This window comes from Exiguobacterium sp. R-17 (genome assembly GCF_049913315.1).
Classification (GTDB): domain Bacteria; phylum Bacillota; class Bacilli; order Exiguobacteriales; family Exiguobacteriaceae; genus Exiguobacterium_A.
Map to the genome: position 1 here is coordinate 1,371,858 of NZ_CP184372.1, position 23,977 is coordinate 1,395,834.

A 23,977-nucleotide genomic window follows, 5' to 3' on the forward strand; every position below is an offset into this window, starting at 1 on the left:
ATTTCAAATGAAAACAGTCATCACGATGCTCTTAACCGCCGTTACCTTATACGGACTCGGTGTCCTTGTCAATGGAGTAAAAGAACGCTTGCGTTAATCAAAAATAAGTCCAAAGGAGTCCATCATGTTTCCGATTGTAAAACAAGAATTCACGAGCAGCTTCAAAAGCATCAAAGCGATTCTGTTGATTCTTTTTCTGACGATTACATCTGTCTTCACAGCATCGTATTTGACGAGACATCCGGAACTGCTTGCTGGCGTTAATCAACCGTCTGCTTATACTTCAAGCATTAAGTTCTTCATCCTGTTCTTCGGTTTTCTATTCGTGGCTGCGTTATCACACGATATCATCAATCGTGAAGTCGAGACGCGGACGATTCGTTTACTGGTCACGAAGACATCGCGTCTACGAATCGTTTTAGAGAAGTTTCTCGGATCGTTATTTTTTTGGTGTACGACGCTAACAATCAATTTCCTTATTGTCTCGCTCTACGCGCAACAATGGTTCTGGATGGATTATCTGACGGTGCTGATCGTCATCCTATATATCACGAGTTTCAATATCTTTTTATCAACAATAATTGCGAAGCCTGGTTTGACGATGTTCCTCGGTATTTTTCTCGGAATCGTCGTACCGATCATCGGTCTGTGGTCAGCTTTCTCAGAGAAATGGTATCTCGTACCGTTTCAATACATCTTGCCGTACCATGCCGTCATCGTGTCTGGAATGTCATTACTGTTACCTGTTTTATGGAGTGGGGTATTTTTGATGGTCGCCTACCTGACGTTAAAACGAAAGGATTTATAATATGAATGCGATTGAAGTAAGAGGATTAAAGAAATCGTTCGGCACAAAAGAAGTCTTACAAGAGGTGGATTTGACGGTTGAACGTGGAGAAATTTTTGGTTTTTTAGGTCGTAATGGGGCCGGCAAATCGACGTTTATTCAGATTATGAGCGGGATCACACACTCGACAGGAGGAACTGTCGTACTTCTTGGGAAACCCACTGATCGACTGGATGCAATCAAACAACGGATTGGAGTCATGCCGGATACATCGAATCTCTATCATGACATGACGGCACGTGCGTTTCTTGAATATATGGCGGGATTATCCGGAGTTCGTATCAGTAAACAAGAGGTTTTAAGGTTACTTGAGCAGGTCGGATTAAGCGGAACGGAGCGACAAAAGATCAGGAGCTTCTCGTTCGGGATGAAGAAAAAGATCAGTATCGCGCAAGCACTCACCGGAAATCCGGAACTACTCTTTTTAGATGAACCGACGTCCGGTCTTGATCCAGAGTCCGCAATCGATATCCAGCGACTGTTGTTCGCATTAAAAGCCAATGGGAAAACGATCTTTTTGACCTCGCATAACTTGAATGAGATTGAAAAGATTTGTGACCGCGTCGCGATCATGGCAGAGGGGCGAATCGTCCGTTGCGGAACTGTTGCATCATTGCAAGAAGCAATCGGGCAGGAAATTCAAATCCATATTCGGACTGTTCCACGGTTAGAGACATCACATCTGCCAGAATACGCTCGACTTTTGTCGCAAATAGATGAATGTACGCGACTTGAATTAACGTCAAAAGAAGATATTCCGAATTTACTCGTCTCGCTTGCGAAACAAGATGTCAAAGTATACGAGGTGCAAATCGAGCGCCAATCGTTAGAAGAGATTTTCTTAGCGGTCTGACCAATCAGCAACTGATTCCGTCTCCGGACCCTCTTCGAGTAAGAGACGACCTTCGTCATTCCATTGACCGTACATCTGGTTCAGTTTCGTTTTTTCAATCAAGGTCTGCAGACGTTTTTCATAGAGAACGGAATCCTTGCGTACACTTTGAATCGTATCGATCCGAATGCGTCGATAGAGTTCCGGGAAGTGTCTAAACTGTTCATGAACGACCGGGTCTTCTTGTAGACGCGTCTGGATTACGTCATCAATAACGAACGCATCAGGTCGCATATCCGGGAGAACCTGTCGTCCGGACGGTTGCATCAAACCGAGCCGTTCTAAGCGACGGACTCGTTCCTTATTTAGTTCGGTCCAGTTACTGTTCTTTCGGCGCGGTGTGAATCGTTGCGCCAGTTCACCGTCCGCTGTCTTCTTCACAATTCCATCGATCCAGCCGAAACAAAGTGCCTCCTCGACGGCATCGAGATAGAGAAGACCATCTCCGGCTTGTTTTCGACTGAGGATTACCCAACAAAACGACTTATGTTCCGCGTGTTCTGATAACCATTGTCTAAAGTCTTCGCGATTAGTGAACCGTAAGACGTCCGTGATCTCCATGCTAGTTCCTCCTGTTCATATCGAAATCCCCCTTCGTGTTACACGAGGGGGATTTCACTTTTTTATCGTAACGGGTCATGATGAAAGACACAATTCCGACCACTTTTTTTCGCTTGATAGAGAGCGGCGTCTGCCTGCTGGATTGTCTGTAGAAAATTGTAGATCTCAGACGGTTGATGGGTTTGGCGAGACACACCAATCGATAACGTTACTTGTAGCGGTTCCGTCGCTGATAACTCATACGTTCGCGTGGCACTGGCTTCACAAATTTGTTCCGCGATTCGACGCGTCTCAGGCAATGAATATTCCGGTAACAGCATCATGAATTCTTCACCACCGAATCGCCCGAGCACACAAGAAGGGGGACAATAGGACGTAAGCAAGGCACTGATTTGTCGTAAGATATGATCCCCTCGGTCATGACCGTATGTATCATTGACCTGTTTGAAATGATCGACATCGATGATCATGATTGAAAAGTTCATCTGTTGTGATGTATATCGTTGGACTGTCTCTTCTAAATGGCGCCGATTATCAAGTCCCGTCAACATATCCGTCAAGGCGAGACGCCGATGCATCCGGACTTGATGGAAGTGCCAGCGGACTTGATGCAGAATACTGTGTAGCAGGAGACCGGCACAGCCGTTTCCGACGAGAAATACCGTCATCGCTGTCACGTCATTCGGACGAACATGTTGAACGAATGGTAAACAAAGAATGAGTGCGATTGAAAAAATGATTGGAAACGAGATGAAGCGATCCGGTGCTTCATTTTGTAAGTATAAGACAACGATGCTGACGATTAGATACGTACCGATAAGCCAGAATGCATGATTGGAATGAAAAACAAACGTTTGAAGGGAAGCGAAGACGAGCGTCGTAATGAAGCCGCTACTGATGCCTCCATAGATGAAGGCGATGACGATTAAAGTAATCGACAAATCGAAACGAAATCCCTCATAGGTGATGGCATTGTGAATGACCCAGTAGCCGGCACCGGTTGCAAGAATGAGCACTAACAGATTTTTTTTCAGCCAACTGTCGAGCGTATTTCGGAATTGAAACCGCTTAAAAAAGAATAGAGAGATGAGCACGAAGAAAAAGGTTAAAGCGACGTTGAGGATGAGATGATTCAATGTATTCCACATGTTCGTGTTCCTCTCGAATGGTTTCTGAAAGATAATTACAATAAAATGATTTACTTAGTAAATATTTATTCTATACAACCAACGATACCCTAAAGGTGTATTAAAGTATCGTAATTACCTTATCTTTAAAAAAAGATAACAGGTTCTCTTCTAAATCAATAATACTCTGAGATTTTCTCGCGTGAAGACTCGATTAGATAATCAAGTGAGACGAAATTATGAATGAATGCAAACGAGCCAATTTCCTTGATGGATACCCCTAATCTCTCTGCATCTTGATTGCGGACATCTTCATTCGAGTGCAGAATTTCAAAACCTGCTGCTTGCATTCTATCCCCGTCGAATTCGAGGGTGACGATATCTCCATCTTGCCACTCACTCTTTAATTGATGAAAGTGCATTTGGTACGCTTCGCTTGGAGGATCGACTTCAAACGCGATCCAGCCTTTTGGTGCGTCGACTTGGAATGCCGGCGATAATCCTCCGCGTGACACGATGGATTTCATATGATGCCGATGTGTCATATGACGTAATAGCATGGTCAGACCACTCCTTTTCATCTATTATTACGCGACGGCGTCAGAATATCGAGAAAAATTTTCAAAAAAGTTTCAAAAGAGATGGAAGAATCTTGGATTTTTCTGGTATGCAACATTCGATTAGTCTGCACTGACTGTTGCTTCGCTCGTTTACGTCCCGGTTTCGATTTATGCGGGAGAGATCGATGCAAGCGGCATCCTGCAAACATTATTAATTCAAAAAATGAAAGCGAAAGATAATTGAAATCGGTTAATACATTTCCTTGATTCCTGAAAAAGGAAATTTTGAATATCTCCTTTTTGTATAATGAAGGTAGTCATATTAATTACGAACATTTTTTAAAGGAGGGAACGATTGGATGAGAATCGTGAAGATAGACCGATTGATAGTAGCATTGAGCATCTTTAGTGGACTTCTTGTCTCCTTGGGTCGCTCGACGCAAATATATCCACAACAAATTAGCGGCAATGGGAATCTAGGGTTCCTACCACTCATGCTACTCCTGTTACTTTTTCCAATCGGGATCGTTCTGGTGTTGAAATGGATAAGAGAAGCGCAGTTACGTTTTTTATCCTTGATTGGTTTATCAATCAGCACGATGATCTATCTTGTGTGTGGCATCATTTATCAAATCGAACAGTTCAGCCAGTATCAAGTGTTGGTCAAACAACAAGTCATTGCAGATCGTGGAATGATCGATGACGGTTATTTAACGAGTATTACGTCGATGCCTTCGCCCTATATGAACAGTCAATACTTTAACGGCAACACATTCTTGATTTACTGGGCAAGCATCTTATTAATGGCGAGCTTGATCGCATGGTGGACTCGAGAGGAATGGCAAATATCTGAGTCAGATTAAAAAATCGCGCGACATGATGTTACCAATGAATAACAAAAAGAGTCCTTCTCTCTCCTGTACCGTGCAGAAGAGAGAAGGACTTGCAAAGTTTTAGCGACTAGAAGCATTTAAAAATGATCGCTCTGCATCTTATGCAGCAATTGATCAAACGTTTCGTGGTCCTTTGATGTAAAGGCGCGGAAATAACGATCATCGATTTCCTCGATTTCAGGAGCGGACGTTTGGATCAACTTCGTTCCCTGTTCTGTCAACAAAACCCGCTTTTCTCGATTGATCCGTTTCCGGATGACGAGATGTTCAGCAAGTAATTTCTTGACCGTTTGTGAAATGGCGCCACTTGAGAGTTCAAGCGTTCGTTCAAGTGATTTTTGCGTCGCACTTTCTTGGTGATACAAGGTCATCAATAAATCGAATTGGGACTTCGAGAGTCCTTTTGGTTTCAACACATCGTTGACTTCTTTCGAATAACGGCCATGGAGTCGCTGAATGGCGTTCCAGTGCTGCATCGAGGATTCGAATGTGAAGGTCATATTTTTTCCTCCTCTTTCGTCACGCAGGGTTGAGCTTATCGAAGAAACGGATCAATTCTTCTTGTTGTCGAGCAGTCAAAGCGGCGAATTGTTCTTGTTGAAAACGTTCGTAGGCGGGCACTACTTCTTGTAGGATGGCTGTTCCTTTTTCCGTCAGCAGAAGATAGTTCGTCTTCCATTTCCGTTGACGCGTGATTAATTGCCGGTCGAACAGTCGTTTGATTCCGTGTGAAATCGTGCCCTCGGTCACTTGGATCCGTTCGGCGATTTCCTTCTGACTCGTGCATGAGGTCGTGTGTAAGCAACGTAATACTTCCAGATTCATATGGGACAGTTCCCAGTGTTTTAAGAAAGCGTTGACGCGCTTGATTTGTTGATTATGATAGGTCGCAATTGTATGCCAGCATGCCATTGGATATGTCTCTGTAGTTGTTGTCATGGAGAACCTCTTAAATATAGAATGTACTGCTGTTGAACTAGTTTCACCATACCATATTAAAAATATCTCGTGCTACTAGTTTGAGCGAAAAACCATCACTTTCCATTATTTCGATATACCTATAAAAAAATCCTGATCGAATCAAATCCGATCAGGAAGAATACCGCTTGATAACGTGAGATACGAATCCTTCAATTGGAACCCATATTTCGTAAAGCACATCTCAGAGACGCGTCCTTGTAAGGTGATCGTCGCATAGTCGCCACGAATGACAAAAGACTTAAATTTTTTCATAATGTCTTGAATCAAAGCCTCGAGCAACAAACCGCGTTCGCCAAGACCTTCTTCTCTGACATTGATTTCAATTAAAGAAAACGTACCATATTCTGTATTTTTCGTCTGTTTCGTACCTTCATAAAGAACGGTCAAATAGGATCGTTTCGAGATGAGCGATCGACTGTTCGGTGGTTCAAGAATCGTGACGTAATAGCTTAGGGAAGGGAGACGCAAGTTTCGAGTGACCTCAACAATCTGGCGTTGCTTATTATATGCAAGCCCAACGATTTGTTCTTGTGGATGATTCGGCACTGTCAATCCTTCTTGCTTACAGACGGTTTGCCACTCGGCTTCTGGAATCCAGACAGCCTCTTCGGTTTTCGCTAAAGCTTTAAAGAACTTCACGTTAAACGGATGACCTCCTATATAAAATGACTAATCCCATCATGCCTGACGGGTAGATAAAAAACGAGTTACAATCTGACGACAAATTTGTCTTCTTTTGCTATAAGTATACCTTGAAATTTCGTTTTGAAACAGACTACATCTCGATGAATCTACTGTCTATACTGAATGTATCAAGTTAGGAGGCGAGTATATGAAAACAGTCGAAGGTCCATTTTTCCATGGCACGAAAGCGACACTTCAAATCGGTGACGAATTAAAGCCGGGACATGCATCGAATTTTCGAGAACATCCGCTTCAACATATTTATTTCACGGCAACGCTCGATGCAGCGAAGTGGGGCGCGGAGCTCGCACAATCTGACGCTCCAGAGCACATCTACCTCGTCGAGCCGCTCGGAGCGTATGAAGATGATCCGAATTTGACGAACAAACGATTTCCAGGCAATCCGACCAGGTCGTATCGTTCGACTGAACCTGTGAAGATCATCGCTGAACTCGGAACGTGGGAACGGCATACGGACGAAGAGATTGAGACGATGAAAGCATCGCTTCAGCGGTTACGCGCAGAAGGGAAGGACACGATTATCGATTAACAAATCAATCTTACTCATTCCGTTTTTTGAAACTCGCTATTTCAACATCAACAGCTGATAATGAACTCTTTATTTAATCAACTAATATCATCATACAAGAGAAGGATATAATGGTACAATATGTAAAAAGGAGGTTATTCGATTGTCTCTCTACAAACAAGAAAAGAAACAAACACTCGATCATCTACGCGATGGTGTTGATCAAGGTCTTGGTAGTGCCGTACCTCGTGGACAAAACGACGGAATGCGCGGACTTGAGATGCTTGCAGTCGTCGTAATCCTTGGTGGAGGATATTTATTATACCAATGGTTTTTCTAAAGTAAGAAGCATCATCCTTTCGAGGACGATGCTTCTTTTTTTTCGATTTCATTGACGATATCATCAAGCGTGACATGAGCCAGCACTTTCTCAAGGGCGGATTGCGCAAGCTCGAAGATTGGCGTGACCGTCGATTGGATGTTTCGTCCGACCGGGCAGTCTGGATTCGGTGCCGCATGGACGCCGAACAATTCCTTGTCCGGTACGACAGCGACAGCGTGATAAACGTCAAGCAGCGTGATGCTAGACAATGGACGGGCGAGCCGCGCACCGGCGACACCCGGACGAACTTCAATCAAATCGGCTTTTTTGAGCATGCTCATGATTTTACGGATGACAACCGGATTCGTATTGACGCTGCCGGCAATCAAGTCGGATGTCATTTTCTCGTCGGTTGCAATCAACGAGAGAATGTGGATGCCGACGGAAAAACGTGTACTGATGGCCAACGGATGACCCCTCCTTCTTAAAAACAGTGTTCTCTCATTATACGTCGTATTGTTCATTTGGCAAGAAACGGGGAATAGAAACAATAATGTTGACAAACACTTCAATTGTAACTATATTGGTTACATGTAATCAAAGTAGTTACATATCAAAAGGAGGAATCATCATGAACATTGGAGTTATCGGCGCAACAGGAAAAGCAGGGCAATTGATTCTACAAGAAGCAATCGAGCGCGGGCATGACGTCACAGCAATCGTCCGTAATGCGGCAAAAGTGACGGCTAACGTCACGATTCTCGAGCGCGATGTCCTCGCGCTGACGAAAGACGACTTGAACGGGTTTGACGCAATCGTCAATGCGTTTAACGCAGCACCCGGTGAGGAGACGAAACATATCGAAGTCGGGCGTCACTTGATCAATCTGTTAGCAGGTAGTACGACGCGCCTATTCGTTGTCGGTGGTGCTGGTAGTCTATTCGTTGACGAGAGTCACTCGACACGCGTCATGGAAACACCTGATTTCCCGGAAGCGTATTATCCGACAGCCTCGAACATGGGGAAAAATCTGATCGAACTACAAGGACAGCAAGACGTGACGTGGACGTATCTCAGCCCCGCTGGATTCTTTGATCCGAGCGGTCAACGAACAGGAACGTATTCGGTCGGCGGCGAGCAGATGATTCTAAATGCAAAAGGGGAGAGCTACATCAGTTACGCGGATTACGCTATTGCTGTAGTGGATGAGCTTGAAAAGGGACAACACCTCAACGAACGGTTTTCCGTCGTTGGTGAACAAGGATGATGATGTCAGACCGACTCGTGGAGTCGGTCTTTTTTGATGGGCGGAGTGAGAGATACAGCGGAGGACGGATGGCGAATCAGCACAGTTTGCTTAAAATGAGAAGAGAAACGACAAAAGGAGCATACATCATGATGCGACGATGTTTTAGTATCATCAGTCTGTTAGCTGTCTTGATCGTCTTTACGACGTCGACGCAACCGTCTCGATTCGAACGTTCGGAACCAGTCGCGACGATTGAGGATCATTACACGGGACAAATCAATTGGCCGAGTGACACCGATCCGTTGCTTGAGCTTCATGTCAAACCGTGATCTACATATGACCGATCAAAACCCGTCTCCTTAAAGAAGACGGGCTTTTTGGTGACGTTAAATGACAGTCATTGCGCTCAAGAAGACGAACAAGAACGTGATGCCACTCGTCAAAATCAAAAAGGGAAGGACGATCAGTAATTCAAGATGCGGACGAAGACCGTAGTAAAGCAGAAAGAACAGTGTCAAACAGGCGGTCGTGATCGTCAACGCAAGAGAAGTCATCAAGAGATGAAGAGGTTCGAAAAACGGAACGAGAGACGATCCCGTGATCGTATCGAAAGCTAAACCAAAGGACAGAAAAATGAGTAAATACAGAAGCGATTTTTGACGAAACATGTGGCATGTCTCCTTTTACTAAACGATACATTTAGTATAAAGCGTAGGTCTTCTTGTTTTACCTAACAAAAATGTAAGAAAGTGGCTGATTTCAAACAGCTGAATCTTTCTTGTATAACAATGTCAAACGCGTCATCAAAAAGTAGAGGAAAGCGGCGCTACTCGCGATTGCCTGAAAATAGATCGGTTGAAACAGACCATTGAACACCATTAATAAGATTCCACCAATTAGGAAGGCGATGCCTTGATTCAAAAAGAGGTGCGATGTAAAGGAGAGTGGACGCGTACGGAAGCCGAAGTAACGGATCACATCAGTCAGGATGCCACCAACCGTGATGACGATTACAAACGACAGCAAGGTCTCGAAGACACCTGGATAATAGCCGACGTCTGGATCAGACATGAGTCGTGGTGATGACGGAAGGTGTTGATAAACCATCAGAAAAATCCAATTACTCATCAGAAGTCGAAATGACAGACGGATCATGGTACTCCTCCTTTCCAGTCTTCATGAGGATGAATAGACGAGAAATCAGTACATAGGTCAATGCAGCACACACGTTACCGAAAAATAAAGCTATCGGAAGCGAAGTAAAGAAGTAAGAACTGCCAGCCAGGATACAAACGATTCCGATATGGATGTACAGCTGAGACGTCCAAGGCAGAGACCGTTTCGAAAACAGGAAAGAACAGACGACTTCAGCCAGTACGATCCCACTAACGAAAAGTAGGAGAAATGCATCCTCATGCTCGTTCATCATCTGTTCCATTCGAGATATGGTCGGTACAAAACTCGCCATCGATCCAAATAACATAGAGAACAGCCAGTAACTGAGGAAGATCCGAAAAAGCCAGTCGGACAGATACCGTTTCGATGCCGGATATTTCCGCGAAATTTCGGAAACAAAGAGATGGATTAGCGCCACACCACAACCGAATAGAACAAATATGCTCGAAAAAGATTGATCCAAGACAAGCGGAATCAAGACAAGGCTTAACAACAGCGTGACCATTTGATTAATGATAAGACGAGTCATGAAGTGATTCGCTACTGTTTGAGTGAAGTAGAGCAGACCACTAGATAGGAATGATCCGGTGAGAATGACGGGAAAAGCGTAAACAAATCCGATCAAAAAAACGGTCATGAAAGAAAGGTCATCTTCACCTAAGATCAGGAGGCTTAATCGAGTGACCGAGGCGTACAGGAAGGCAATCAAAACGGTCGAAAGAAATACACGCGATAAGTGCTGCATTCAAGATAGACCCACTTTCCATATATTAGTACTTTTAGTATACGACAGAGGACAATCATTGCGTGATATTTTTTTGATTATGTAATCTTATGGTAAGAGGATTACGTAACGGGATTGAGAGGAACACTATACCATCGACTGGTCGTGTTAAATGGAAAGGACATCATCATGCGGGAACGTACATTGTTCTTGATCGGGCTCATCTTTACGGCTTGTTATGTTTTACCGCTAATCCTATTTGGGCAGGATAGCCACGTTCGCATCCACGATAATCTGGATTCGAATGTCGTTTGGTATAAGTGGTTAGTCGAGGCGCATAGTGTGCACGCAGCGATCGGGGCGACGGTTCCGGGTTTGATGAGCGGAGTCGTCTCTCGCAACGCATTCGTCAGTTCTTTTTCAGGCATCATTTGGTTCTATGAATGGTTCAGTCCGTTTACGGCGTATGTTATCAGTCAACTCTTCACGCGACTTGTTGCTTTCATCGGAATGTATCTCTTACTGCGAGATTACGGACGTAATCGACTACCGTTGTATATCGTCGTCTGGTGTGCGATCTTATTTGCCTGGACACCGTTTTGGCCATCCGGAATGCTCAGTACGCTCGGAATGCCTCTTTTGCTCTGGGCGTATTGGAACTTATGGCATCATCAAAAGCGCCGTGTCAGTCTACTTGTTCTATTTCTCGTCCCTTTTTACTCCAGTTTTGTCCTAGGAATTTGTTTTTTCTTGTGTCTACTCGCCATTTATCATGCAATCAAAGAGATGCGCGCTCGCTCCTTCCATCGTTTGTTTTGGATGGCGTTCATCGGTCAGACGATCCTCTATCTGCTCATTGAATATCGACTGGTCTACTCTCTTTTATGGGACAGTGAACCAACGAGCCGAGAAGACTTCGAAGAAGGACAAAATGGACTGTTAGCGACGATGCGACTTTTGCTGAAACACCTTGTTCTCGGACACACGCATGACCGGGCTGCACAAGCGCCGATTCTGTTGTTGACGATCGGACTAGTCGTTATATTGTCTTGGCGTCAGAAAAGTCAACTCCCGCAACGGATTCGCCGTTTGACATATCTGTTGATCGGATTGTCCGTCTGGTATGCCAGTTGGTTTTATGTGGGGTGGAATCCGCTGAAGGATCAAATCAGTCTATTGCGGACATTCAACTTCTCACGCTTTCATTTTTTACAACCGATGATTTGGTATGGTGTCTTTTTCTTGTCCCTGGAATGGCTCTGGCTTCATGTAAAACGCCGGTGGGTGAAACGGCTGTTGATGGCACAAACCATGGTTCTTTTGCTCTGGCATCCGGAAATCATCTATCGGAACGAACCGAGCTATCGAGCCTTTTATGCGACAAATCAGTTTGACGCGATCAAACGTGAGATTGATCGTCCGACATCAACGTATCGCGTTGCCTCACTCGGGCTTCATCCAGCGATTGCCCAGTACAATGGACTGCAGACGATCGACGGATACGTCAATTTTTATCCGCTCTCCTATAAGCGACAGTTTCGTCGCATCATTGAAGGAGAATTAAATAAAAGTCCAACGTTACGTCGTTATTACGACACATGGGGAAACCGCGTGTATGTGTTCTCAGCAGCACTTGGAAAAGATGACATGATGACGTCTAATCGTCCGAAAACGATTGATGATTTACAGCTCAATACACGTCAAATGAAGCGGATGGGGGCATCGTATCTGATTTCTGCCGTGATGATCAAAGATGCTCGTCAAAAAGGGTTCGTCCGCATCAAAACATTTCATGATCCTCAATCGGCATGGACACTTCGACTATATCGGATTCGTTAAGAGGAGGAAGAAACGATGCCAATGTATGAAACTCCAACAGTTGCTTTCATCATTCCGTGTTATAACGAAACGGACGTGTTGCCGCTCACGATTCGAACGTTGCAGTCGTTACTCATGCAGTGGAAAGAGGAGCGGTTGATTGCTCACGATTCGTTCGTCTTATTCGTTGATGATGGTAGTAAGGATGCGACATGGGCGTGTATCACTGCAATCCATGAACAAGACGACCAGTTCCATGGTCTGAAGCTTGCCCATAATGTCGGACATCAACAGGCATTATTTGGTGGTCTGAAGGAAAGTCGGACGCAAGCCGAGTGTTTCATCTCACTCGATGCCGATTTACAGGATGATTTAGGCATCGTTCCCGCTTTCTTGGAGCAGTTTCATATTGGTCATGATATCGTCTACGGAGTGCGAGCAGATCGCTCGTCCGACAGTTGGTTCAAACGGACCAGCGCTGAAGGATTTTATCGCGTCATGACGTTACTTGGCGTCGAGACGATACCGGATCATGCCGATTACCGTTTGATGAGTAGACGCTCCGTCGAGACGTTATGTGACTTTCCGGAACGCAATCTGTTTTTACGAGGAATCGTCCCGACACTCGGATTCAAAACAACAACGGTGTCGTATCAACGCCAACGACGTCAAGCGGGGGAATCGAAATATCCACTACGAAAAATGCTTCAGCTTGCATGGGACGGCATCACTTCCTTTAGCGTCCGACCGATCAAGCTGTTATTCTTCATCTCCGTATTGATGCTGATCGTTTCGATCGGGTTCGTCGGGTATGCCTTTTACCGGCAAATGGTCGGCGAGACAATCAATGGCTGGACATCTTTAATGATGTCGATTTGGTTCATAGGTGGGTTACAACTGTTTGGGATCGGCTTGATTGGTGAATACATCGGTAAGATTTATCAGGAAGTCAAGCGTCGTCCCCGGTACGTCGTCGAGGAAAAACGCCAATGATTGCGACGTTCGGACGTTTTCTCCTTGTCGGTATCATCAATACGATCGTCGGACTTGCCATCACGTTATTGCTGTATCATCTCATGCGAGTCGGCTACTGGGGTGCGACGGCGATCGGAAACGGCTGTGGTGTCTTCGTCAGTTATCACTTGAACCGCCGTTTTACGTTTCGTCAGACGACGGGCGGCTTCCGCTACTGGCTTCGTTTCCTGCTCGTCGTGTTGCTGAGCTACCTGATCGCTTATCGCGTGAGCTTAGTCATCGTTCATCATTTATTTCCGACACTTTCCGAAACGATCGCTATTCTGTTCGGGATGATCTTATACACAGGGTTGAACTTTATCGGACAGTCGATTTGGGTATTTGATGAGAACTCAAAACAGACGCCTGGTCCACAGTAATGGAGAGGGCGTCTGTTGCTGTTAGAAGACTTTGTACCAGTAGAGTGTCCAATCAATATGTGGATTCGCGAATTGTTTCAACGTATCGACACCACCAAGCTTAAACCCGTGACGTACATAAAACCGACAAGCGATCACATTATCGTGCTGGGCCTCTAGTGAAAGACCGACCAACTGTTTCTCCTTCGCCCATTTCGTGGCAGCTTCAAGAAGCTGTTGACCGATACCATGCTGACGATAGCTACTGCTTACAGCGATGTTTTCGATATAAGCGAACCGGTTCCAGTCCCGATGCAATCGAATTTGTCCGACGCACGATGGACCGGAAAACGCGAGCAGGACGATCCGGTCCGCGTTTTCGATATAGGTCGTCCAGTCGAGTTGATCATCCGGAAAACGAATCGATTCTGGTCGATCAAAGAGCTGTTCTTCATACGACCATTCGCCAGCGATGAACTGAGGTGAAATGTATCCGATGATTGGAAAGGAATCGTTCGCATCGTTGACGACAGCAACTGTCGACGAATCAAGTGGACGGATGTTGATAGTGATGTGGTTTGACATGTAGGCCTCCTTCAATGAGTTAGGTGCATTCTACCAAATAGTAGAAGCGAATAAGTATCGATTTTTAAAAGGAGGTTCATGCGTCACGGCTTGTGATGCAACGCACGCCGAAGACCCCAAATGAGAATCACAGCGGCAAGGATGACCCAGGTCGCGTGACGCATGACGAGATGGGCAATCACGGACCAGCGTTCTCCGAGCAAAACGCCGCTCCACATGAACAAGAGAGACCAGACAAAAAATGAAATACTCGTGAGTCCTGCGAACGTCAAGAAGCGGATCCGTAAAAATCCAGCGAGACAGGCAAACAACGTCTTCCAAAGCGGGGAAAGCAACAAATAATAAATTCCTTTCTGATGAAAGCGATTTTCAAACTTTGTCAATCGCTCACTGAATGTTGGGAACGTACGCGCCAAGCGGAATCGGACGGGTGGTCCACCTAAGTATGCAATCGCATACAGCATGCTTTGGGAGGCGACGAACGCAAGATTTGCAATCAGGAGCATCGGTAAAAAAGCGACGATTTGAATGGAAACGAGATATCCGGCATACGCTAGGATCAATTCGGTCGGGATGAAATGAGCGAACAAGGCAAGAATGACTCCGAGATAACGATACTGCTCCATCAATTGTTGCCAGTGCATCCTGTATCCCTCCTTTAGTAGTTCTTTTCCGTTTCAAGAAAGGACGAATCCTCCAAAAGGTTTAATCAGACGAGAAAAGGGAATTTTTCATCGACACCGAATACATAGTCAGAAGACGTTGAAACAGTACAGAAAGACAGCAGTAGAGGACGTGACAACATGAATATGGATACGATCAATCAGTATCTCGATGCCTATGGATACGGCGTTATTTTTATTTTTTTATTTTTTGGCATCGTCGGGATTCCAGCACCGGAAGAATCCTTACTCGTCCTGATCGGCATCTTAAGTGGTCAAAACGAAGAACGTTTAATCTATTCGATCTTGACTGCGTATGCTGGGACGTTCGTCGGTATGCTGACGGCATATGGAGCGGGGCGCTTCTTCGGACCGACCGTCCTACGGTACGGTCGATTCCTCGGATTGACGAAGGAACGCTGGGAGCGGGTGTCAAACGGCTACATGGAACGAATCAATCGAACGATCATCGGCGGTCTTTACATTCCGGGGGTGCGGCAGATCAATCCGTATTTTGCGGGCATGAAGCGGATTTCGTTCGGTCGGTACTTCTTTGTGTCAGCAATCGGTTCCGCGCTGTGGGTCGTCCCCTTTGTCTTACTCGGTCACTTTGCAGGAAAGACATTTCATATCAAGCCGGAAGTCGTACCGTATTTCGGACTTGCCTTACTCGTATTGTTCCTGCTCGGAGTGCTCGTGAAATGGCTCAAGCGGAAGCGACTTGAGAAACGCGTCGTTTCAGGGAAAAACGAAGCGGGAAAAGAAGACTAAACGTTACTTCTTTTTTGAAGGATCGTCGGAACAGTTTGAAGGAGTGGACAAACGATGCAAAAAATAGTGATCTTTCCTTTTTTAAGGATGCGATCCGGTCATCATCTGGTTGCCGAAGCGATCGCCGAACGACTGCAAGGTCCAGGGGTTGAAGTCAAGGAAGTAGAATTGCTCAGTACGATCAGCCCGTTTGCGGAATGGGTGACATCGAAGTTTTACCTGAACTGGATCCGACACTTCTCAAACGGCTATAGCCGTTTTTATCATCAGCATATTGCCGGACGTTCGAGCAATGCCCGGTCGACAGGATGGACGTCGCATTATTTCCAACAACAGATGTTACGGATCATCCGGACGGAACAACCGGACGTCATCATCTGTACACATGCGTTTCCCTCCTATCTCTTGAATCAATTAAAAGAACGAAACCTTTGTGACGTACCGGTCATCAATGCCTATACGGATTTATTCGTCAGCCGCGTCTGGGGAAAGACGCATATCGAGTATCATCTGTTGCCGAATCGTGAGGCAAGGCAAGAATTGCACGAGCATCATGCTGTACCAATTGAGCGCTTGTTCGTGACGGGTATCCCCGTCCATCCAGCAATCGCTGGCGGTTCCATTTTTCGCTCGACGCAGTCACGCAAACAAATTCTTGTCGCAGGCGGAAACGGTGGACTAGGTCAACTCGAGACCTTACTGACGCAGATCGAACAATGTCCAGAAGCAGATTTCCATGTCTTATGTGGGAAGAACCAAACATTGTATAAACGACTAGCTTCGCGACGTCATCCACATATCCATCCGCTCACCTATATCGATTCACGGGATGAGATGAATCAGCTGTATGAACGAATGGATGCGATTGTTACGAAACCGGGTGGCGTGACGGTCAGTGAAGCATTCGAAAAACGTGTACCGTTGTTCATTCAGCACGTCCTACCGGGACAAGAAGAGATCAATCGTTCGTATTTGATGGAGAAAGGACTTGCGTTCGCATTTCATCAAACGGATAAACTCGCGGACGTCATCCGTCGGACGCTTGAGAACCCAGACGTCATGCATGCTTGGCAACAAGCAGTCACGCAGTATCAAAATGATCGCGTCATGGCCGATCAGCGGTTTTTCGCGGAACGGATTGCGGGTTGCCTGCAAGACCGTCGCCGAAAAGTAAATGAATAAAAGGGAGTTAGTTTCTATGCGTTCACGTCTTATCACAGCAGGAATTCTCGCGACAATCGCTTATACGATCGTCCCGTACGTGGCGTCACGCGTCTTTGGGTGGCGTGTCACAAAATCAGTGAACTCACGATATGTCGCCTTAACGTTCGATGATGGTCCAGATCCCGTCTATACGGCAGAACTGCTTGATCTCTTAAAACAAGAAGGCATTCAGGCGACGTTTTTTGTCGTTGGTCATAAAGCAGAAGCACATCCGGACCTCATTCGCCGGATACACGACGAAGGGCATCAACTCGGTATCCACAATTACGTCCATCGACCGAACTGGTCGATGCGACCGTCGACGGTCCGGGCAGGAATCGAGCGGACGGCTATGATCATTGAACGGATCACCGGTGAACGTCCGACGGTCTATCGTCCACCTTGGGGTGCACTCAATGCCGGAGATGTCCTCTGGCCAACCGCTTACAAGATGATTCTCTGGTCGAAGATGGCGGAAGACTGGAAGGTAGAAGGCGGGACAACAAAAATCAAGAAGCTACTATCGAATGTGTCAGAAGGAGATATCATCTTGCTCCACGATAACGGGGATACGTTCGGCGCGGACCCACAAGCACCTGTGCAGACGATTGAAGCGCTTCGTGAACTCTTGCCGAACTGGAAAGCACGCGGCTTACAGTTTCGTCGCATTGATCAAACGTAAAAAAAGAGGAGCTATCCGGTGCAGGATAGCTCCTCTTTTGCATGGATTATGCTTCGCGTGACAAGTCCTCATCTTCTTGACTATGATGGAGAATCAAGCGCCGCACGACGAACGAGCGTAAGAATAGGATGAAGGTGATGACCGGAAGTAGTAACCACCAAGATTGCGTCAAAAATAAGTCGTCGAACGTCGTGATCATGACGAAATGACGACCAATGTAAAGCCACATGAAAAAGGAACTGACGAATAGAATTGCTTCCGATGTCGTCATGAACTCAAACTCATTTTTCATTGAACTACTCCTTATGGATGGATTTGGTTGATTTTACACTATCCACCATATCACAAGACCGATACCAATACCCCAACAAATTAATACGAACGCTAGACCATAACGTCGGAGCAATGGAAAGGAACGCGTTCCTTGTTGTTCAAGTCGTCGTTGTGCTTGTGTCAAGATTTCTTTAGGAATCGAACGGATGATGAAGTAGATACCGAGTGGAACGAGTAAGAGATCGTCGAGAAGACCAATAACAGGCAGAAAATCTGGTATCAAGTCGATCGGACTGACAGTATAGGCGATTAAGGCGATGATTCCCCATTTAATATGACGAGGTAAACGAGGATGTTCGATGGCATAAGAGAGGACTGATAATTGTTGCTTCATCCGTCTAGCGATCTGTTTCATTCGCTCTAACATAAGCGAGTACTCCTTTCTTATGAGCGAACCGGTTCCCGTTCGTTTGTCGTGACGGCTGCCTCGCCATCCGCTTCATACAGAATGACACGATTTCGTCCTTGTTCCTTTGAGGCATATAATGCGTCGTCCGCAAGAATATTCATTCGTTGAATGGCGATATGTTTCCCGTGAGCGATCCCGACGGATGCCGTGATGGCAATCGACGGGGATCCGTCGAGCTGAAAGTGTGTGTTCGCGATCCGTTCTCGAATCCGGTTAGCGACTTTCGTGACTTTTGGAGGCGTGAGATCATAGATGAGGACCATGAATTCTTCGCCGCCAATTCGAGCAGTGATATCATGCGGACGTGTCTCTTCCTGCAAGATCCGTGCAAACTGTTGCAAGACGAGATCACCGTTCGCATGACCGTACGTATCGTTGACATGCTTGAAATGATCGATATCGAGCGCGAGCACATTGTAGACGCGTCCTTCTGCTTCAAGCAATGTCGTCCGTTCGTCCCAGACACGCCGATTGTACAGTCCTGTCAAGTGATCGAGTTCTGCTGATTGCTTATAACGCTGGACCTGTTCGTTGAGCAACTGAAAGTCGATCGTCAAGAGACTCGATAACAGTCCAACCGCAAGTCCGATCGTCCACGTTGAAGCAAGTAAACGAAGAGCGGCGTCACTGAAGCCGAGATTGATCGAGACAGCGATCGAGATCATGAACAATGACCAGACGTTCATGATCAGGTTTTGCAAGAGCGGTCGATGGAGTAACCGCTTATGAATGAAGTACATCCCGGTGCTGATGCCGAGGACTGCGAGAAAGGCGACGATTGATTGTGGGGTCCAGCCGAAGTAAAATCGAGAACAACCGATGATCAGCGTCGCGATGATGAGAGGCGAGCGAAAGCCATAAAAAGCGAGCAGGACGAGCGGTAAATGACGTAAGTCCATCCGTAACGATTCATTGACTGCAATTCCTTTAAACATCAATAGCACGCCGAGTAGTCCGGTCGCAAGACCAACGATGAGGGACTTCATTCTGCTCGATGCGAGGCGTTGACTATAGATGATTTTAGCGATTAAATAAAAGCCGGTGAAGGCGATACAGGCATTCAATAACAACTCGGCAATGAACATGAGTTCCACATCCTTGAGTATGATACTTTCACGATAGCAGTTTGATAAGGGATGTCAACGAGAGAGACTCAAAATTTTAAAGATTCAGGAAAAGTCTTGCTCGATTGAAAGTATTTGGTAAAATAAGAGAGCTTCAGGAAAAGGGGGGGATGAAGTGAAATTAAAACGTCTTATGATTGAGGCACGGAAACTTGACGGACGTCCGCACTATTCGTGGGATGGATATGTCCTAAAGCAGACAAAAGACTATCTACTCGTCGCGAATATTCCAGGGCGGACGCTTCATCATCATCGTCGCGCAACCGTTTATACATACGACAACTATAGTCTCGAATTCTATCCGTTTGAAGCTGATTTCACGGTTGGTCTCGATATAGAACGGACGGGAGAGATGAGCTATTACTGCAATATCTGTCTTCCGTCAGTCCTTCAAGATGAAACATTATCGTTCATCGATCTGGATCTTGATCTCGTCTATCGAAACGGAGTGTGGCAAGTCGTCGACGAGGACGAATTTATGGAGAACCAACGGCTCTATCACTATCCGGTCGAATTGATTGAACGAACCCGTGCGTCATTGCTGAACCTTCAAGAACGGATCGCGCAGCAACAGTTTCCGTTTGACGGCTATTTAGATGCTTTCATCCTGACCGTCATGAACATGAATGATGGAAAGGATACCCAATAAAAAACCACGATATCACGCATTTAGTCTGTTCGCTTTTTGTCGCAAGACGTTTGAGTCGGTCTATACGTTGACTCTCTTGATTCTATCATTAAAGCTAGGGCTCCACCTGTTTGTCTCGTCTTAGTAGAGTAATTCGATATAGTTCATTGAAATATCCTGTAGTGAGAGTATCGTCGTCTACGTAACGTTATGGAAGTCGCTGAACGTTCGTTTGTGATCCAAGCGTACTTTAAACAACGAACAAACGGCTTGAGTCCGGTAAAGTACCGAATTCAAGCCGTTTTAAGGGACATTCGTTCATCTGTTATCGATTCATTCATGAAGTAACAATATGTTTCTTCATCATGTACTGCACGCAATTAAAAAAGGCACTGATGGCTAGTGGGATGATGACGATACTTATTCCTACAAGCACTAATCCAGGAGCATCATCTAACTGACCTATATAAAAGAATACGGGGAGAATAGAAATCGCTAAAACAGCAATCACGAGAAATGCCTTTTTAATGCTATTCGACGATGAAGAAATACGAATAGCCGCGTCCTGACTTTTTGTAAAGGCGCTTAAAATGCGGAAACCGTGAAAAATAGAAGCCAATAGCGGTATAAGAGCAATATAAGCAACGATCAATACGACATATCCTGGTTTTTCAAAAATGATTGAACTCTTGATTCCGTTCAGCAATGTAGGGATTGCATAGCCCGCTAAACCCAGTAGACCAAGAGATAGTACGAATAAGCATGACTTTAGTAAAAAAACACTTAATTTCGGGGGATTCATGGTACCAATCCTTCTTTCCATATGACTTTTCATTTAGTGATCTATGTAAAGTGTATGATGAAATACGAACTATTACGTAAGCCTTTAGACTGATTTTGTAACGATTAATATAAAGCTAACCGCATTACCGCGTTCTTTAGATATCAATATGTTTAAGTGTCATTGTGATAAAAAATAAAAAATGTAAAAGAGAAGTAAAGGGAGGTATGATAAATGAAAACGATTCGTTGTCACCGTGCATTTGGAGTCTATGGCTTATTAATGAAAGAGGATGCTTTACTCGTAATCGATAAAAATGGTGGACCGTACATCAATCGCTATGATTTACCAGGGGGTAGCCTAGAAGAAGGGGAGACACTCGCTACGGCGATGCGCCGTGAGTTTACGGAAGAGACAGGGCTTGAGGTAGCACTCGAACGACAGATCGGCGTCGCTGACTTCAAGCTCCCGTGGGACTGGCGGGAGTTCGATGAAGTCCATCATATCGCCGTCTTTTATCTCGTTCGACAGACCGGTGGAACGCTTGGCATTCCCGAGCAATTCGTCGGACAAGACTCACTCGGTGCGCGTTGGGTCAAGGCGAGTGAAGTTTCAATCGACAATGCGTCACCGCTCGTACTTGAAGCATTCCGCTGGATTGAGGAACAACAACTCGATCTTGAGGTACGACACTTTTCGAATTGGGATGTCTTAAAATGAATCGAAGCGCTCTTCGCATGCGGAGAGCGCTTTTTCATGTTCAATTGGCTAGCGCAGCGTCGAGTCGTCGTTTTTGATGCCGGTGATGCGCGAGATGGTACGAGACGAGGGCATACCACTCGGCAGCGTTCAACCAGCCCATCCCACCGTGTTGCGTCTTTTGATCAACGGGTGTCGCCTGAGCAATCGTTGCGAGCGTTACGTGACGATCAATCAGTTGCAACCAACGTGTCCGTATTTGTTCAACCTGATCCGTCTCATCCGGTGGAGCGTTCATCGCATCCGGTAACCGGATCGGTGTCGACGGAAATGCACCAGCAGCAAATAACTGTTCGCCGAACGGTGACTTCCCGGACGTGGTCACGGGTGCGAACCGGCACGACTCGACTTCATCCAAATACTCATGACTGACGACGATCAAATGATCATACATTTGACTAATCGACCACGTGTCATGGTCGAGATGATGAATCAACGCCTCCGGCTCATAGCGATCAAGTTCTTGTAGATAATAGGTGAATAGTTCGTTCATCCTGTCACTCCTCTCAAAAAATATCTTCTTCACTCTTTTCGAACAATCTTCGACTTCTTCCTGTCATATTTCCTAGAAAGGAGGAATCACCATGCAAGCTCCATATCTTCCGGTTCCCCATACGCTCTTACGGAGCGGGACGGCATTCGCGTCCGTCCATGAAAAAATGATCTACCTGATCCTTGAAAGCTTCAGTGGTCAAGATGGTCAAGCATTTCCGTCCTATCAGACGATCGCCGATGCTGTTCCGTGCAGTAAATCGACAGTCAAGTCGTGTATCCAGTCCTTGATCGCAAGTGGTCGGATCGAGAAAGTCGAACGGTTCACGAAACACGGAGGACAGACCTCAAATGCTTATCGAGTCCTGCCCCATGTCGATACGCCATCCCCGGCGAGTCACGAGACGACTGCCCCCGAGACTTCTGCTGACTCCGAAGAAGAAGTCTTGAAGAAAACGTCTTTAAAAAAGGAACTGGTGCAGCAGTATGAGTCGAATCTCGGAAAGACGACACCACGAATCGAACAAGAGTTGCTGTTGCTTGCGAACGAACATCCAATCGAGCGAATCCAGTACGCAATTGAAGAAGCGGGACGAGCGAACAGTCGTCATTTCGGTTACATCGAACAGGTCGTTAAGCGCCTTGCAACCGGATCCGCGTCAGAACGTCCGAAACAAGTAACCAAACGTTCGAGAAGGAACAATTCATTATTTCAATTACCGAATTGGGTAGAACATGAAAAAGAAGCACAACGCGCTTACGAGGCAAAACAACAGGAACGACAAGTCATTCCTGACGATGACGAGATTGCTGCTTTATTACATACATTGACCAGGGAGGGAGCCTGATGCAACTAGAAGAATTACTGCGACGCGCGAATCAAAAACTAACCGTTCCCGGCATGCATCCGTCGGTCGTCCGGATTGCCCGTGACGTGATTCAAGAGCTTTATCCGCATGGAATCAAACTCGGTATAGCCCAAAGTTTTCGGAGCATCGCGGAACAGAACGCGTTATACGCAAAAGGACGGACGACCCAAGGACCGATCGTGACGCAAGCCCGTGGTGGACAATCAAACCATAATTTTGGTGTTGCAATTGACGTCTTCCTTTACGAAGATGGTGCATTATTTCTTTCTCCACCGGACGCGCGACTTCGTCGAATCGTTGCGGCAATGAAACGGCGCGGAATGGACTGGGGAGGCGATTGGTCCCGTTTTCCCGATTATCCACATTTTGAATTGTACGATCATGTCAGTCTTGCGCGGCATCACGTGCCAAAACCAGGACACTATCTACGCGAACGAATTCAAGCACCGGAACTCGTCCGAGCGATTGAGAAGCGATTGGGTCTGATGGTGACAGGAATCTTTGATATACGTTTGACGCGAGCCATCCAAGCGTTCCAGCAGACATCTCGACTTGTGGTTGACGGGATTGTTGGACCGCAAACATGGCGTCGTCTCTTTCCGGTGTCACCATGATTCGTTTTCAAGCATGGCTCCGCCTCATGATACCGCTCTATGTCTTTCTAGAGTTATTCTTACCAACGCTTGGATTTACCGCTTTACCGGTGTCATCGAATGACGTCGAACGATTCGTGACCGGTCTGGTTGGGGTAATCGGTTTGTTCGTCGCTTGGTGGAAGAATAACGACGTGACCGAGCGGGCATTAAGACGACGTCAGTCGCAAGTACAGCTGGAAAACACATCCTTAACCGATTGAACGGTCGGGAAGCGTTTGGATTGTGTCAGCAACGGGCATTATTTCATACAAATGACTAATTGTTTGACTTCAAGATACTGATAGAAG

35 protein-coding genes are annotated in these 23,977 nt (G+C 45.9%); 18 read left to right on the forward strand and 17 right to left on the reverse strand.

Annotation, left to right across the window (positions count from 1 at the left end; translation table 11 throughout):
- Window positions 1-124: 124 nt before the first annotated feature.
- Window positions 125-808, forward strand: a complete 684-nt coding sequence (locus ACN9MT_RS07190) for an ABC transporter permease (protein ID WP_426273215.1) — start codon at window positions 125-127, stop codon at window positions 806-808.
- Window position 809: 1 nt separating this feature from the next.
- Entirely contained in the window at window positions 810-1,700 is an 891-nt protein-coding gene (locus tag ACN9MT_RS07195) for an ABC transporter ATP-binding protein (protein ID WP_426273217.1), read from the forward strand.
- Here the strand turns inward: ACN9MT_RS07195 and ACN9MT_RS07200 are convergent.
- From ACN9MT_RS07200 to ACN9MT_RS07210, 3 genes are all read right to left on the reverse strand, one after another.
- Window positions 1,689-2,300 carry a YdeI/OmpD-associated family protein gene (locus ACN9MT_RS07200; protein WP_426273219.1) on the reverse strand — a complete coding sequence of 204 codons (612 nt, stop codon included), beginning with the start codon at window positions 2,298-2,300 and terminating at the stop codon, window positions 1,689-1,691. The genes ACN9MT_RS07195 and ACN9MT_RS07200 overlap by 12 nt on opposite strands.
- 62 nt (window positions 2,301-2,362) lie before the next feature.
- A complete protein-coding gene (locus tag ACN9MT_RS07205; RefSeq protein ID WP_426273221.1) occupies window positions 2,363-3,448 on the reverse strand; it encodes a GGDEF domain-containing protein in 1,086 nt (361 codons plus the stop codon).
- Window positions 3,449-3,603: 155 nt separating this feature from the next.
- Window positions 3,604-3,987 carry a hypothetical protein gene (locus ACN9MT_RS07210; protein WP_426273223.1) on the reverse strand — a complete coding sequence of 128 codons (384 nt, stop codon included), beginning with the start codon at window positions 3,985-3,987 and terminating at the stop codon, window positions 3,604-3,606.
- A gap of 359 nt (window positions 3,988-4,346) precedes the next feature.
- On the opposite strand from ACN9MT_RS07210, the gene ACN9MT_RS07215 reads away from it, so the two are divergent.
- Complete coding sequence (locus ACN9MT_RS07215; RefSeq protein ID WP_426273225.1) at window positions 4,347-4,850, forward strand: hypothetical protein; 504 nt, start codon at window positions 4,347-4,349, stop codon at window positions 4,848-4,850.
- Between the two features lie 107 nt (window positions 4,851-4,957).
- On the opposite strand, the gene ACN9MT_RS07220 is transcribed toward ACN9MT_RS07215, so the two are convergent.
- From ACN9MT_RS07220 to ACN9MT_RS07230, 3 genes are all read right to left on the reverse strand, one after another.
- Window positions 4,958-5,380, reverse strand: coding sequence for a MarR family winged helix-turn-helix transcriptional regulator (locus ACN9MT_RS07220; RefSeq protein WP_035408199.1), 423 nt, complete (start codon window positions 5,378-5,380; stop codon window positions 4,958-4,960).
- A gap of 19 nt (window positions 5,381-5,399) precedes the next feature.
- The gene (locus ACN9MT_RS07225) at window positions 5,400-5,819 is read right to left on the reverse strand and encodes a MarR family winged helix-turn-helix transcriptional regulator (protein ID WP_426273228.1); all 420 of its coding nucleotides are present in this window, start codon (window positions 5,817-5,819) and stop codon (window positions 5,400-5,402) included.
- Window positions 5,820-5,960: 141 nt separating this feature from the next.
- Window positions 5,961-6,500: a hypothetical protein gene (locus tag ACN9MT_RS07230; protein WP_426273230.1), complete on the reverse strand. Its 540-nt coding sequence runs from the start codon at window positions 6,498-6,500 to the stop codon at window positions 5,961-5,963.
- A gap of 193 nt (window positions 6,501-6,693) precedes the next feature.
- Here ACN9MT_RS07230 and arr point away from each other — a divergent pair, with 193 nt between their 5' ends.
- Window positions 6,694-7,095: an NAD(+)--rifampin ADP-ribosyltransferase gene (arr, locus tag ACN9MT_RS07235; RefSeq protein WP_035408197.1), complete on the forward strand. Its 402-nt coding sequence runs from the start codon at window positions 6,694-6,696 to the stop codon at window positions 7,093-7,095.
- 142 nt (window positions 7,096-7,237) lie between these two features.
- A complete protein-coding gene (locus tag ACN9MT_RS07240) occupies window positions 7,238-7,414 on the forward strand; it encodes a hypothetical protein (RefSeq protein ID WP_375091688.1) in 177 nt (58 codons plus the stop codon).
- A gap of 11 nt (window positions 7,415-7,425) precedes the next feature.
- Here ACN9MT_RS07240 and ACN9MT_RS07245 read toward each other — a convergent pair whose 3' ends face one another.
- The gene (locus tag ACN9MT_RS07245; RefSeq protein ID WP_426273232.1) at window positions 7,426-7,863 is read right to left on the reverse strand and encodes an Rrf2 family transcriptional regulator; all 438 of its coding nucleotides are present in this window, start codon (window positions 7,861-7,863) and stop codon (window positions 7,426-7,428) included.
- Between the two features lie 164 nt (window positions 7,864-8,027).
- Between ACN9MT_RS07245 and ACN9MT_RS07250 the strand changes: the two genes are divergently transcribed.
- Both ACN9MT_RS07250 and ACN9MT_RS07255 read left to right on the forward strand, forming a co-directional pair.
- Window positions 8,028-8,663 (forward strand): NAD(P)-dependent oxidoreductase, encoded by a 636-nt coding sequence (locus tag ACN9MT_RS07250; protein ID WP_426273234.1) that lies wholly within the window; start codon window positions 8,028-8,030, stop codon window positions 8,661-8,663.
- 128 nt (window positions 8,664-8,791) lie between these two features.
- Window positions 8,792-8,974, forward strand: a complete 183-nt coding sequence (locus ACN9MT_RS07255) for a hypothetical protein (protein ID WP_426273236.1) — start codon at window positions 8,792-8,794, stop codon at window positions 8,972-8,974.
- A gap of 57 nt (window positions 8,975-9,031) precedes the next feature.
- Here the strand turns inward: ACN9MT_RS07255 and ACN9MT_RS07260 are convergent, their stop codons facing one another.
- The 3 genes from ACN9MT_RS07260 to ACN9MT_RS07270 all read right to left on the reverse strand — a co-directional run bounded on the left by ACN9MT_RS07260 (window position 9,032) and on the right by ACN9MT_RS07270 (window position 10,566).
- Entirely contained in the window at window positions 9,032-9,313 is a 282-nt protein-coding gene (locus ACN9MT_RS07260; RefSeq protein WP_426273238.1) for a hypothetical protein, read from the reverse strand.
- A 91-nt stretch (window positions 9,314-9,404) separates the two neighbouring features.
- Window positions 9,405-9,752, reverse strand: a complete 348-nt coding sequence (locus ACN9MT_RS07265; protein WP_426273240.1) for a hypothetical protein — start codon at window positions 9,750-9,752, stop codon at window positions 9,405-9,407.
- A gap of 13 nt (window positions 9,753-9,765) precedes the next feature.
- Window positions 9,766-10,566, reverse strand: coding sequence for a hypothetical protein (locus tag ACN9MT_RS07270; RefSeq protein ID WP_426273242.1), 801 nt, complete (start codon window positions 10,564-10,566; stop codon window positions 9,766-9,768).
- Window positions 10,567-10,734: 168 nt separating this feature from the next.
- Between ACN9MT_RS07270 and ACN9MT_RS07275 the strand changes: the two genes are divergently transcribed.
- From ACN9MT_RS07275 to ACN9MT_RS07285, 3 genes are read left to right on the forward strand one after another with little or no spacing between them, the layout of a single operon-like run.
- Window positions 10,735-12,384 (forward strand): DUF6044 family protein, encoded by a 1,650-nt coding sequence (locus ACN9MT_RS07275; protein WP_426273244.1) that lies wholly within the window; start codon window positions 10,735-10,737, stop codon window positions 12,382-12,384.
- 15 nt (window positions 12,385-12,399) lie between these two features.
- A complete protein-coding gene (locus ACN9MT_RS07280; protein ID WP_426273246.1) occupies window positions 12,400-13,356 on the forward strand; it encodes a glycosyltransferase family 2 protein in 957 nt (318 codons plus the stop codon).
- Window positions 13,353-13,757 carry a GtrA family protein gene (locus ACN9MT_RS07285; RefSeq protein ID WP_426273248.1) on the forward strand — a complete coding sequence of 135 codons (405 nt, stop codon included), beginning with the start codon at window positions 13,353-13,355 and terminating at the stop codon, window positions 13,755-13,757. The genes ACN9MT_RS07280 and ACN9MT_RS07285 overlap by 4 nt, the downstream gene beginning before the upstream one ends.
- A gap of 21 nt (window positions 13,758-13,778) precedes the next feature.
- Here ACN9MT_RS07285 and ACN9MT_RS07290 read toward each other — a convergent pair whose 3' ends face one another.
- Both ACN9MT_RS07290 and ACN9MT_RS07295 read right to left on the reverse strand, forming a co-directional pair.
- Entirely contained in the window at window positions 13,779-14,321 is a 543-nt protein-coding gene (locus tag ACN9MT_RS07290) for a GNAT family N-acetyltransferase (RefSeq protein WP_426273250.1), read from the reverse strand.
- Window positions 14,322-14,404: 83 nt separating this feature from the next.
- Window positions 14,405-14,965: a DedA family protein gene (locus tag ACN9MT_RS07295; protein WP_426273252.1), complete on the reverse strand. Its 561-nt coding sequence runs from the start codon at window positions 14,963-14,965 to the stop codon at window positions 14,405-14,407.
- A 159-nt stretch (window positions 14,966-15,124) separates the two neighbouring features.
- On the opposite strand from ACN9MT_RS07295, the gene ACN9MT_RS07300 reads away from it, so the two are divergent.
- The 3 genes from ACN9MT_RS07300 to ACN9MT_RS07310 are packed head-to-tail and all read left to right on the forward strand — an operon-like array spanning window position 15,125 to window position 17,639.
- On the forward strand, window positions 15,125-15,754 hold the full coding sequence (locus ACN9MT_RS07300) for a DedA family protein (protein WP_426273254.1): 630 nt from the start codon (window positions 15,125-15,127) through the stop codon (window positions 15,752-15,754).
- A 54-nt stretch (window positions 15,755-15,808) separates the two neighbouring features.
- Window positions 15,809-16,936, forward strand: a complete 1,128-nt coding sequence (locus ACN9MT_RS07305) for an MGDG synthase family glycosyltransferase (protein ID WP_426273256.1) — start codon at window positions 15,809-15,811, stop codon at window positions 16,934-16,936.
- A 16-nt stretch (window positions 16,937-16,952) separates the two neighbouring features.
- Window positions 16,953-17,639 carry a polysaccharide deacetylase family protein gene (locus tag ACN9MT_RS07310; RefSeq protein ID WP_426273258.1) on the forward strand — a complete coding sequence of 229 codons (687 nt, stop codon included), beginning with the start codon at window positions 16,953-16,955 and terminating at the stop codon, window positions 17,637-17,639.
- A gap of 46 nt (window positions 17,640-17,685) precedes the next feature.
- Here the strand turns inward: ACN9MT_RS07310 and ACN9MT_RS07315 are convergent, their stop codons facing one another.
- The 3 genes from ACN9MT_RS07315 to ACN9MT_RS07325 are packed head-to-tail and all read right to left on the reverse strand — an operon-like array spanning window position 17,686 to window position 19,466.
- Complete coding sequence (locus ACN9MT_RS07315; RefSeq protein ID WP_290722212.1) at window positions 17,686-17,931, reverse strand: hypothetical protein; 246 nt, start codon at window positions 17,929-17,931, stop codon at window positions 17,686-17,688.
- Window positions 17,932-17,964: 33 nt separating this feature from the next.
- Window positions 17,965-18,339 (reverse strand): YkvA family protein, encoded by a 375-nt coding sequence (locus ACN9MT_RS07320; RefSeq protein ID WP_214729927.1) that lies wholly within the window; start codon window positions 18,337-18,339, stop codon window positions 17,965-17,967.
- A 17-nt stretch (window positions 18,340-18,356) separates the two neighbouring features.
- A complete protein-coding gene (locus ACN9MT_RS07325) occupies window positions 18,357-19,466 on the reverse strand; it encodes a GGDEF domain-containing protein (RefSeq protein ID WP_426273260.1) in 1,110 nt (369 codons plus the stop codon).
- Window positions 19,467-19,620: 154 nt separating this feature from the next.
- On the opposite strand from ACN9MT_RS07325, the gene ACN9MT_RS07330 reads away from it, so the two are divergent.
- Entirely contained in the window at window positions 19,621-20,154 is a 534-nt protein-coding gene (locus ACN9MT_RS07330) for a DUF402 domain-containing protein (protein ID WP_083254793.1), read from the forward strand.
- A 316-nt stretch (window positions 20,155-20,470) separates the two neighbouring features.
- Here the strand turns inward: ACN9MT_RS07330 and ACN9MT_RS07335 are convergent, their stop codons facing one another.
- Window positions 20,471-20,935 (reverse strand): hypothetical protein, encoded by a 465-nt coding sequence (locus ACN9MT_RS07335; protein WP_426273263.1) that lies wholly within the window; start codon window positions 20,933-20,935, stop codon window positions 20,471-20,473.
- 213 nt (window positions 20,936-21,148) lie between these two features.
- Between ACN9MT_RS07335 and ACN9MT_RS07340 the strand changes: the two genes are divergently transcribed.
- Window positions 21,149-21,634, forward strand: coding sequence for an NUDIX hydrolase (locus tag ACN9MT_RS07340; protein ID WP_426273265.1), 486 nt, complete (start codon window positions 21,149-21,151; stop codon window positions 21,632-21,634).
- Between the two features lie 40 nt (window positions 21,635-21,674).
- Here ACN9MT_RS07340 and ACN9MT_RS07345 read toward each other — a convergent pair whose 3' ends face one another.
- Window positions 21,675-22,166, reverse strand: coding sequence for a DinB family protein (locus tag ACN9MT_RS07345; RefSeq protein WP_308101474.1), 492 nt, complete (start codon window positions 22,164-22,166; stop codon window positions 21,675-21,677).
- Window positions 22,167-22,257: 91 nt separating this feature from the next.
- Here ACN9MT_RS07345 and ACN9MT_RS07350 point away from each other — a divergent pair, with 91 nt between their 5' ends.
- From ACN9MT_RS07350 to ACN9MT_RS07360, 3 genes are read left to right on the forward strand one after another with little or no spacing between them, the layout of a single operon-like run.
- The gene (locus ACN9MT_RS07350; protein WP_426273267.1) at window positions 22,258-23,013 is read left to right on the forward strand and encodes a helix-turn-helix domain-containing protein; all 756 of its coding nucleotides are present in this window, start codon (window positions 22,258-22,260) and stop codon (window positions 23,011-23,013) included.
- On the forward strand, window positions 23,013-23,648 hold the full coding sequence (locus ACN9MT_RS07355) for a M15 family metallopeptidase (RefSeq protein ID WP_290750126.1): 636 nt from the start codon (window positions 23,013-23,015) through the stop codon (window positions 23,646-23,648). The genes ACN9MT_RS07350 and ACN9MT_RS07355 overlap by 1 nt, the downstream gene beginning before the upstream one ends.
- Window positions 23,645-23,890 carry a phage holin gene (locus ACN9MT_RS07360; protein WP_035408161.1) on the forward strand — a complete coding sequence of 82 codons (246 nt, stop codon included), beginning with the start codon at window positions 23,645-23,647 and terminating at the stop codon, window positions 23,888-23,890. The genes ACN9MT_RS07355 and ACN9MT_RS07360 overlap by 4 nt, the downstream gene beginning before the upstream one ends.
- Window positions 23,891-23,977 lie beyond the last annotated feature (87 nt).

Coding starts and splice junctions, on each gene's coding strand:
- ACN9MT_RS07345 (WP_308101474.1), bottom strand. CDS start 22,166: ATGAACGAACTATTCACCTATTATCTACAAGAACTTGATCGCTATGAG.
- ACN9MT_RS07225 (WP_426273228.1), bottom strand. CDS start 5,819: ATGACAACAACTACAGAGACATATCCAATGGCATGCTGGCATACAATT.
- ACN9MT_RS07215 (WP_426273225.1), top strand. CDS start 4,347: ATGAGAATCGTGAAGATAGACCGATTGATAGTAGCATTGAGCATCTTT.
- ACN9MT_RS07350 (WP_426273267.1), top strand. CDS start 22,258: ATGCAAGCTCCATATCTTCCGGTTCCCCATACGCTCTTACGGAGCGGG.
- ACN9MT_RS07305 (WP_426273256.1), top strand. CDS start 15,809: ATGCAAAAAATAGTGATCTTTCCTTTTTTAAGGATGCGATCCGGTCAT.
- ACN9MT_RS07320 (WP_214729927.1), bottom strand. CDS start 18,339: ATGTTAGAGCGAATGAAACAGATCGCTAGACGGATGAAGCAACAATTA.
- ACN9MT_RS07205 (WP_426273221.1), bottom strand. CDS start 3,448: ATGTGGAATACATTGAATCATCTCATCCTCAACGTCGCTTTAACCTTT.
- ACN9MT_RS07295 (WP_426273252.1), bottom strand. CDS start 14,965: ATGCACTGGCAACAATTGATGGAGCAGTATCGTTATCTCGGAGTCATT.
- ACN9MT_RS07190 (WP_426273215.1), top strand. CDS start 125: ATGTTTCCGATTGTAAAACAAGAATTCACGAGCAGCTTCAAAAGCATC.
- ACN9MT_RS07265 (WP_426273240.1), bottom strand. CDS start 9,752: ATGGTTTATCAACACCTTCCGTCATCACCACGACTCATGTCTGATCCA.
- ACN9MT_RS07360 (WP_035408161.1), top strand. CDS start 23,645: ATGATTCGTTTTCAAGCATGGCTCCGCCTCATGATACCGCTCTATGTC.
- ACN9MT_RS07335 (WP_426273263.1), bottom strand. CDS start 20,935: ATGAATCCCCCGAAATTAAGTGTTTTTTTACTAAAGTCATGCTTATTC.
- ACN9MT_RS07355 (WP_290750126.1), top strand. CDS start 23,013: ATGCAACTAGAAGAATTACTGCGACGCGCGAATCAAAAACTAACCGTT.
- ACN9MT_RS07260 (WP_426273238.1), bottom strand. CDS start 9,313: ATGTTTCGTCAAAAATCGCTTCTGTATTTACTCATTTTTCTGTCCTTT.
- ACN9MT_RS07310 (WP_426273258.1), top strand. CDS start 16,953: ATGCGTTCACGTCTTATCACAGCAGGAATTCTCGCGACAATCGCTTAT.
- ACN9MT_RS07255 (WP_426273236.1), top strand. CDS start 8,792: ATGATGCGACGATGTTTTAGTATCATCAGTCTGTTAGCTGTCTTGATC.
- ACN9MT_RS07200 (WP_426273219.1), bottom strand. CDS start 2,300: ATGGAGATCACGGACGTCTTACGGTTCACTAATCGCGAAGACTTTAGA.
- ACN9MT_RS07290 (WP_426273250.1), bottom strand. CDS start 14,321: ATGTCAAACCACATCACTATCAACATCCGTCCACTTGATTCGTCGACA.
- ACN9MT_RS07315 (WP_290722212.1), bottom strand. CDS start 17,931: ATGAAAAATGAGTTTGAGTTCATGACGACATCGGAAGCAATTCTATTC.
- ACN9MT_RS07300 (WP_426273254.1), top strand. CDS start 15,125: ATGAATATGGATACGATCAATCAGTATCTCGATGCCTATGGATACGGC.
- ACN9MT_RS07220 (WP_035408199.1), bottom strand. CDS start 5,380: ATGACCTTCACATTCGAATCCTCGATGCAGCACTGGAACGCCATTCAG.
- ACN9MT_RS07280 (WP_426273246.1), top strand. CDS start 12,400: ATGCCAATGTATGAAACTCCAACAGTTGCTTTCATCATTCCGTGTTAT.
- ACN9MT_RS07340 (WP_426273265.1), top strand. CDS start 21,149: ATGAAAACGATTCGTTGTCACCGTGCATTTGGAGTCTATGGCTTATTA.
- ACN9MT_RS07275 (WP_426273244.1), top strand. CDS start 10,735: ATGCGGGAACGTACATTGTTCTTGATCGGGCTCATCTTTACGGCTTGT.
- ACN9MT_RS07285 (WP_426273248.1), top strand. CDS start 13,353: ATGATTGCGACGTTCGGACGTTTTCTCCTTGTCGGTATCATCAATACG.
- ACN9MT_RS07325 (WP_426273260.1), bottom strand. CDS start 19,466: ATGTTCATTGCCGAGTTGTTATTGAATGCCTGTATCGCCTTCACCGGC.
- ACN9MT_RS07195 (WP_426273217.1), top strand. CDS start 810: ATGAATGCGATTGAAGTAAGAGGATTAAAGAAATCGTTCGGCACAAAA.
- ACN9MT_RS07250 (WP_426273234.1), top strand. CDS start 8,028: ATGAACATTGGAGTTATCGGCGCAACAGGAAAAGCAGGGCAATTGATT.
- ACN9MT_RS07210 (WP_426273223.1), bottom strand. CDS start 3,987: ATGCTATTACGTCATATGACACATCGGCATCATATGAAATCCATCGTG.
- ACN9MT_RS07270 (WP_426273242.1), bottom strand. CDS start 10,566: ATGCAGCACTTATCGCGTGTATTTCTTTCGACCGTTTTGATTGCCTTC.
- arr (WP_035408197.1), top strand. CDS start 6,694: ATGAAAACAGTCGAAGGTCCATTTTTCCATGGCACGAAAGCGACACTT.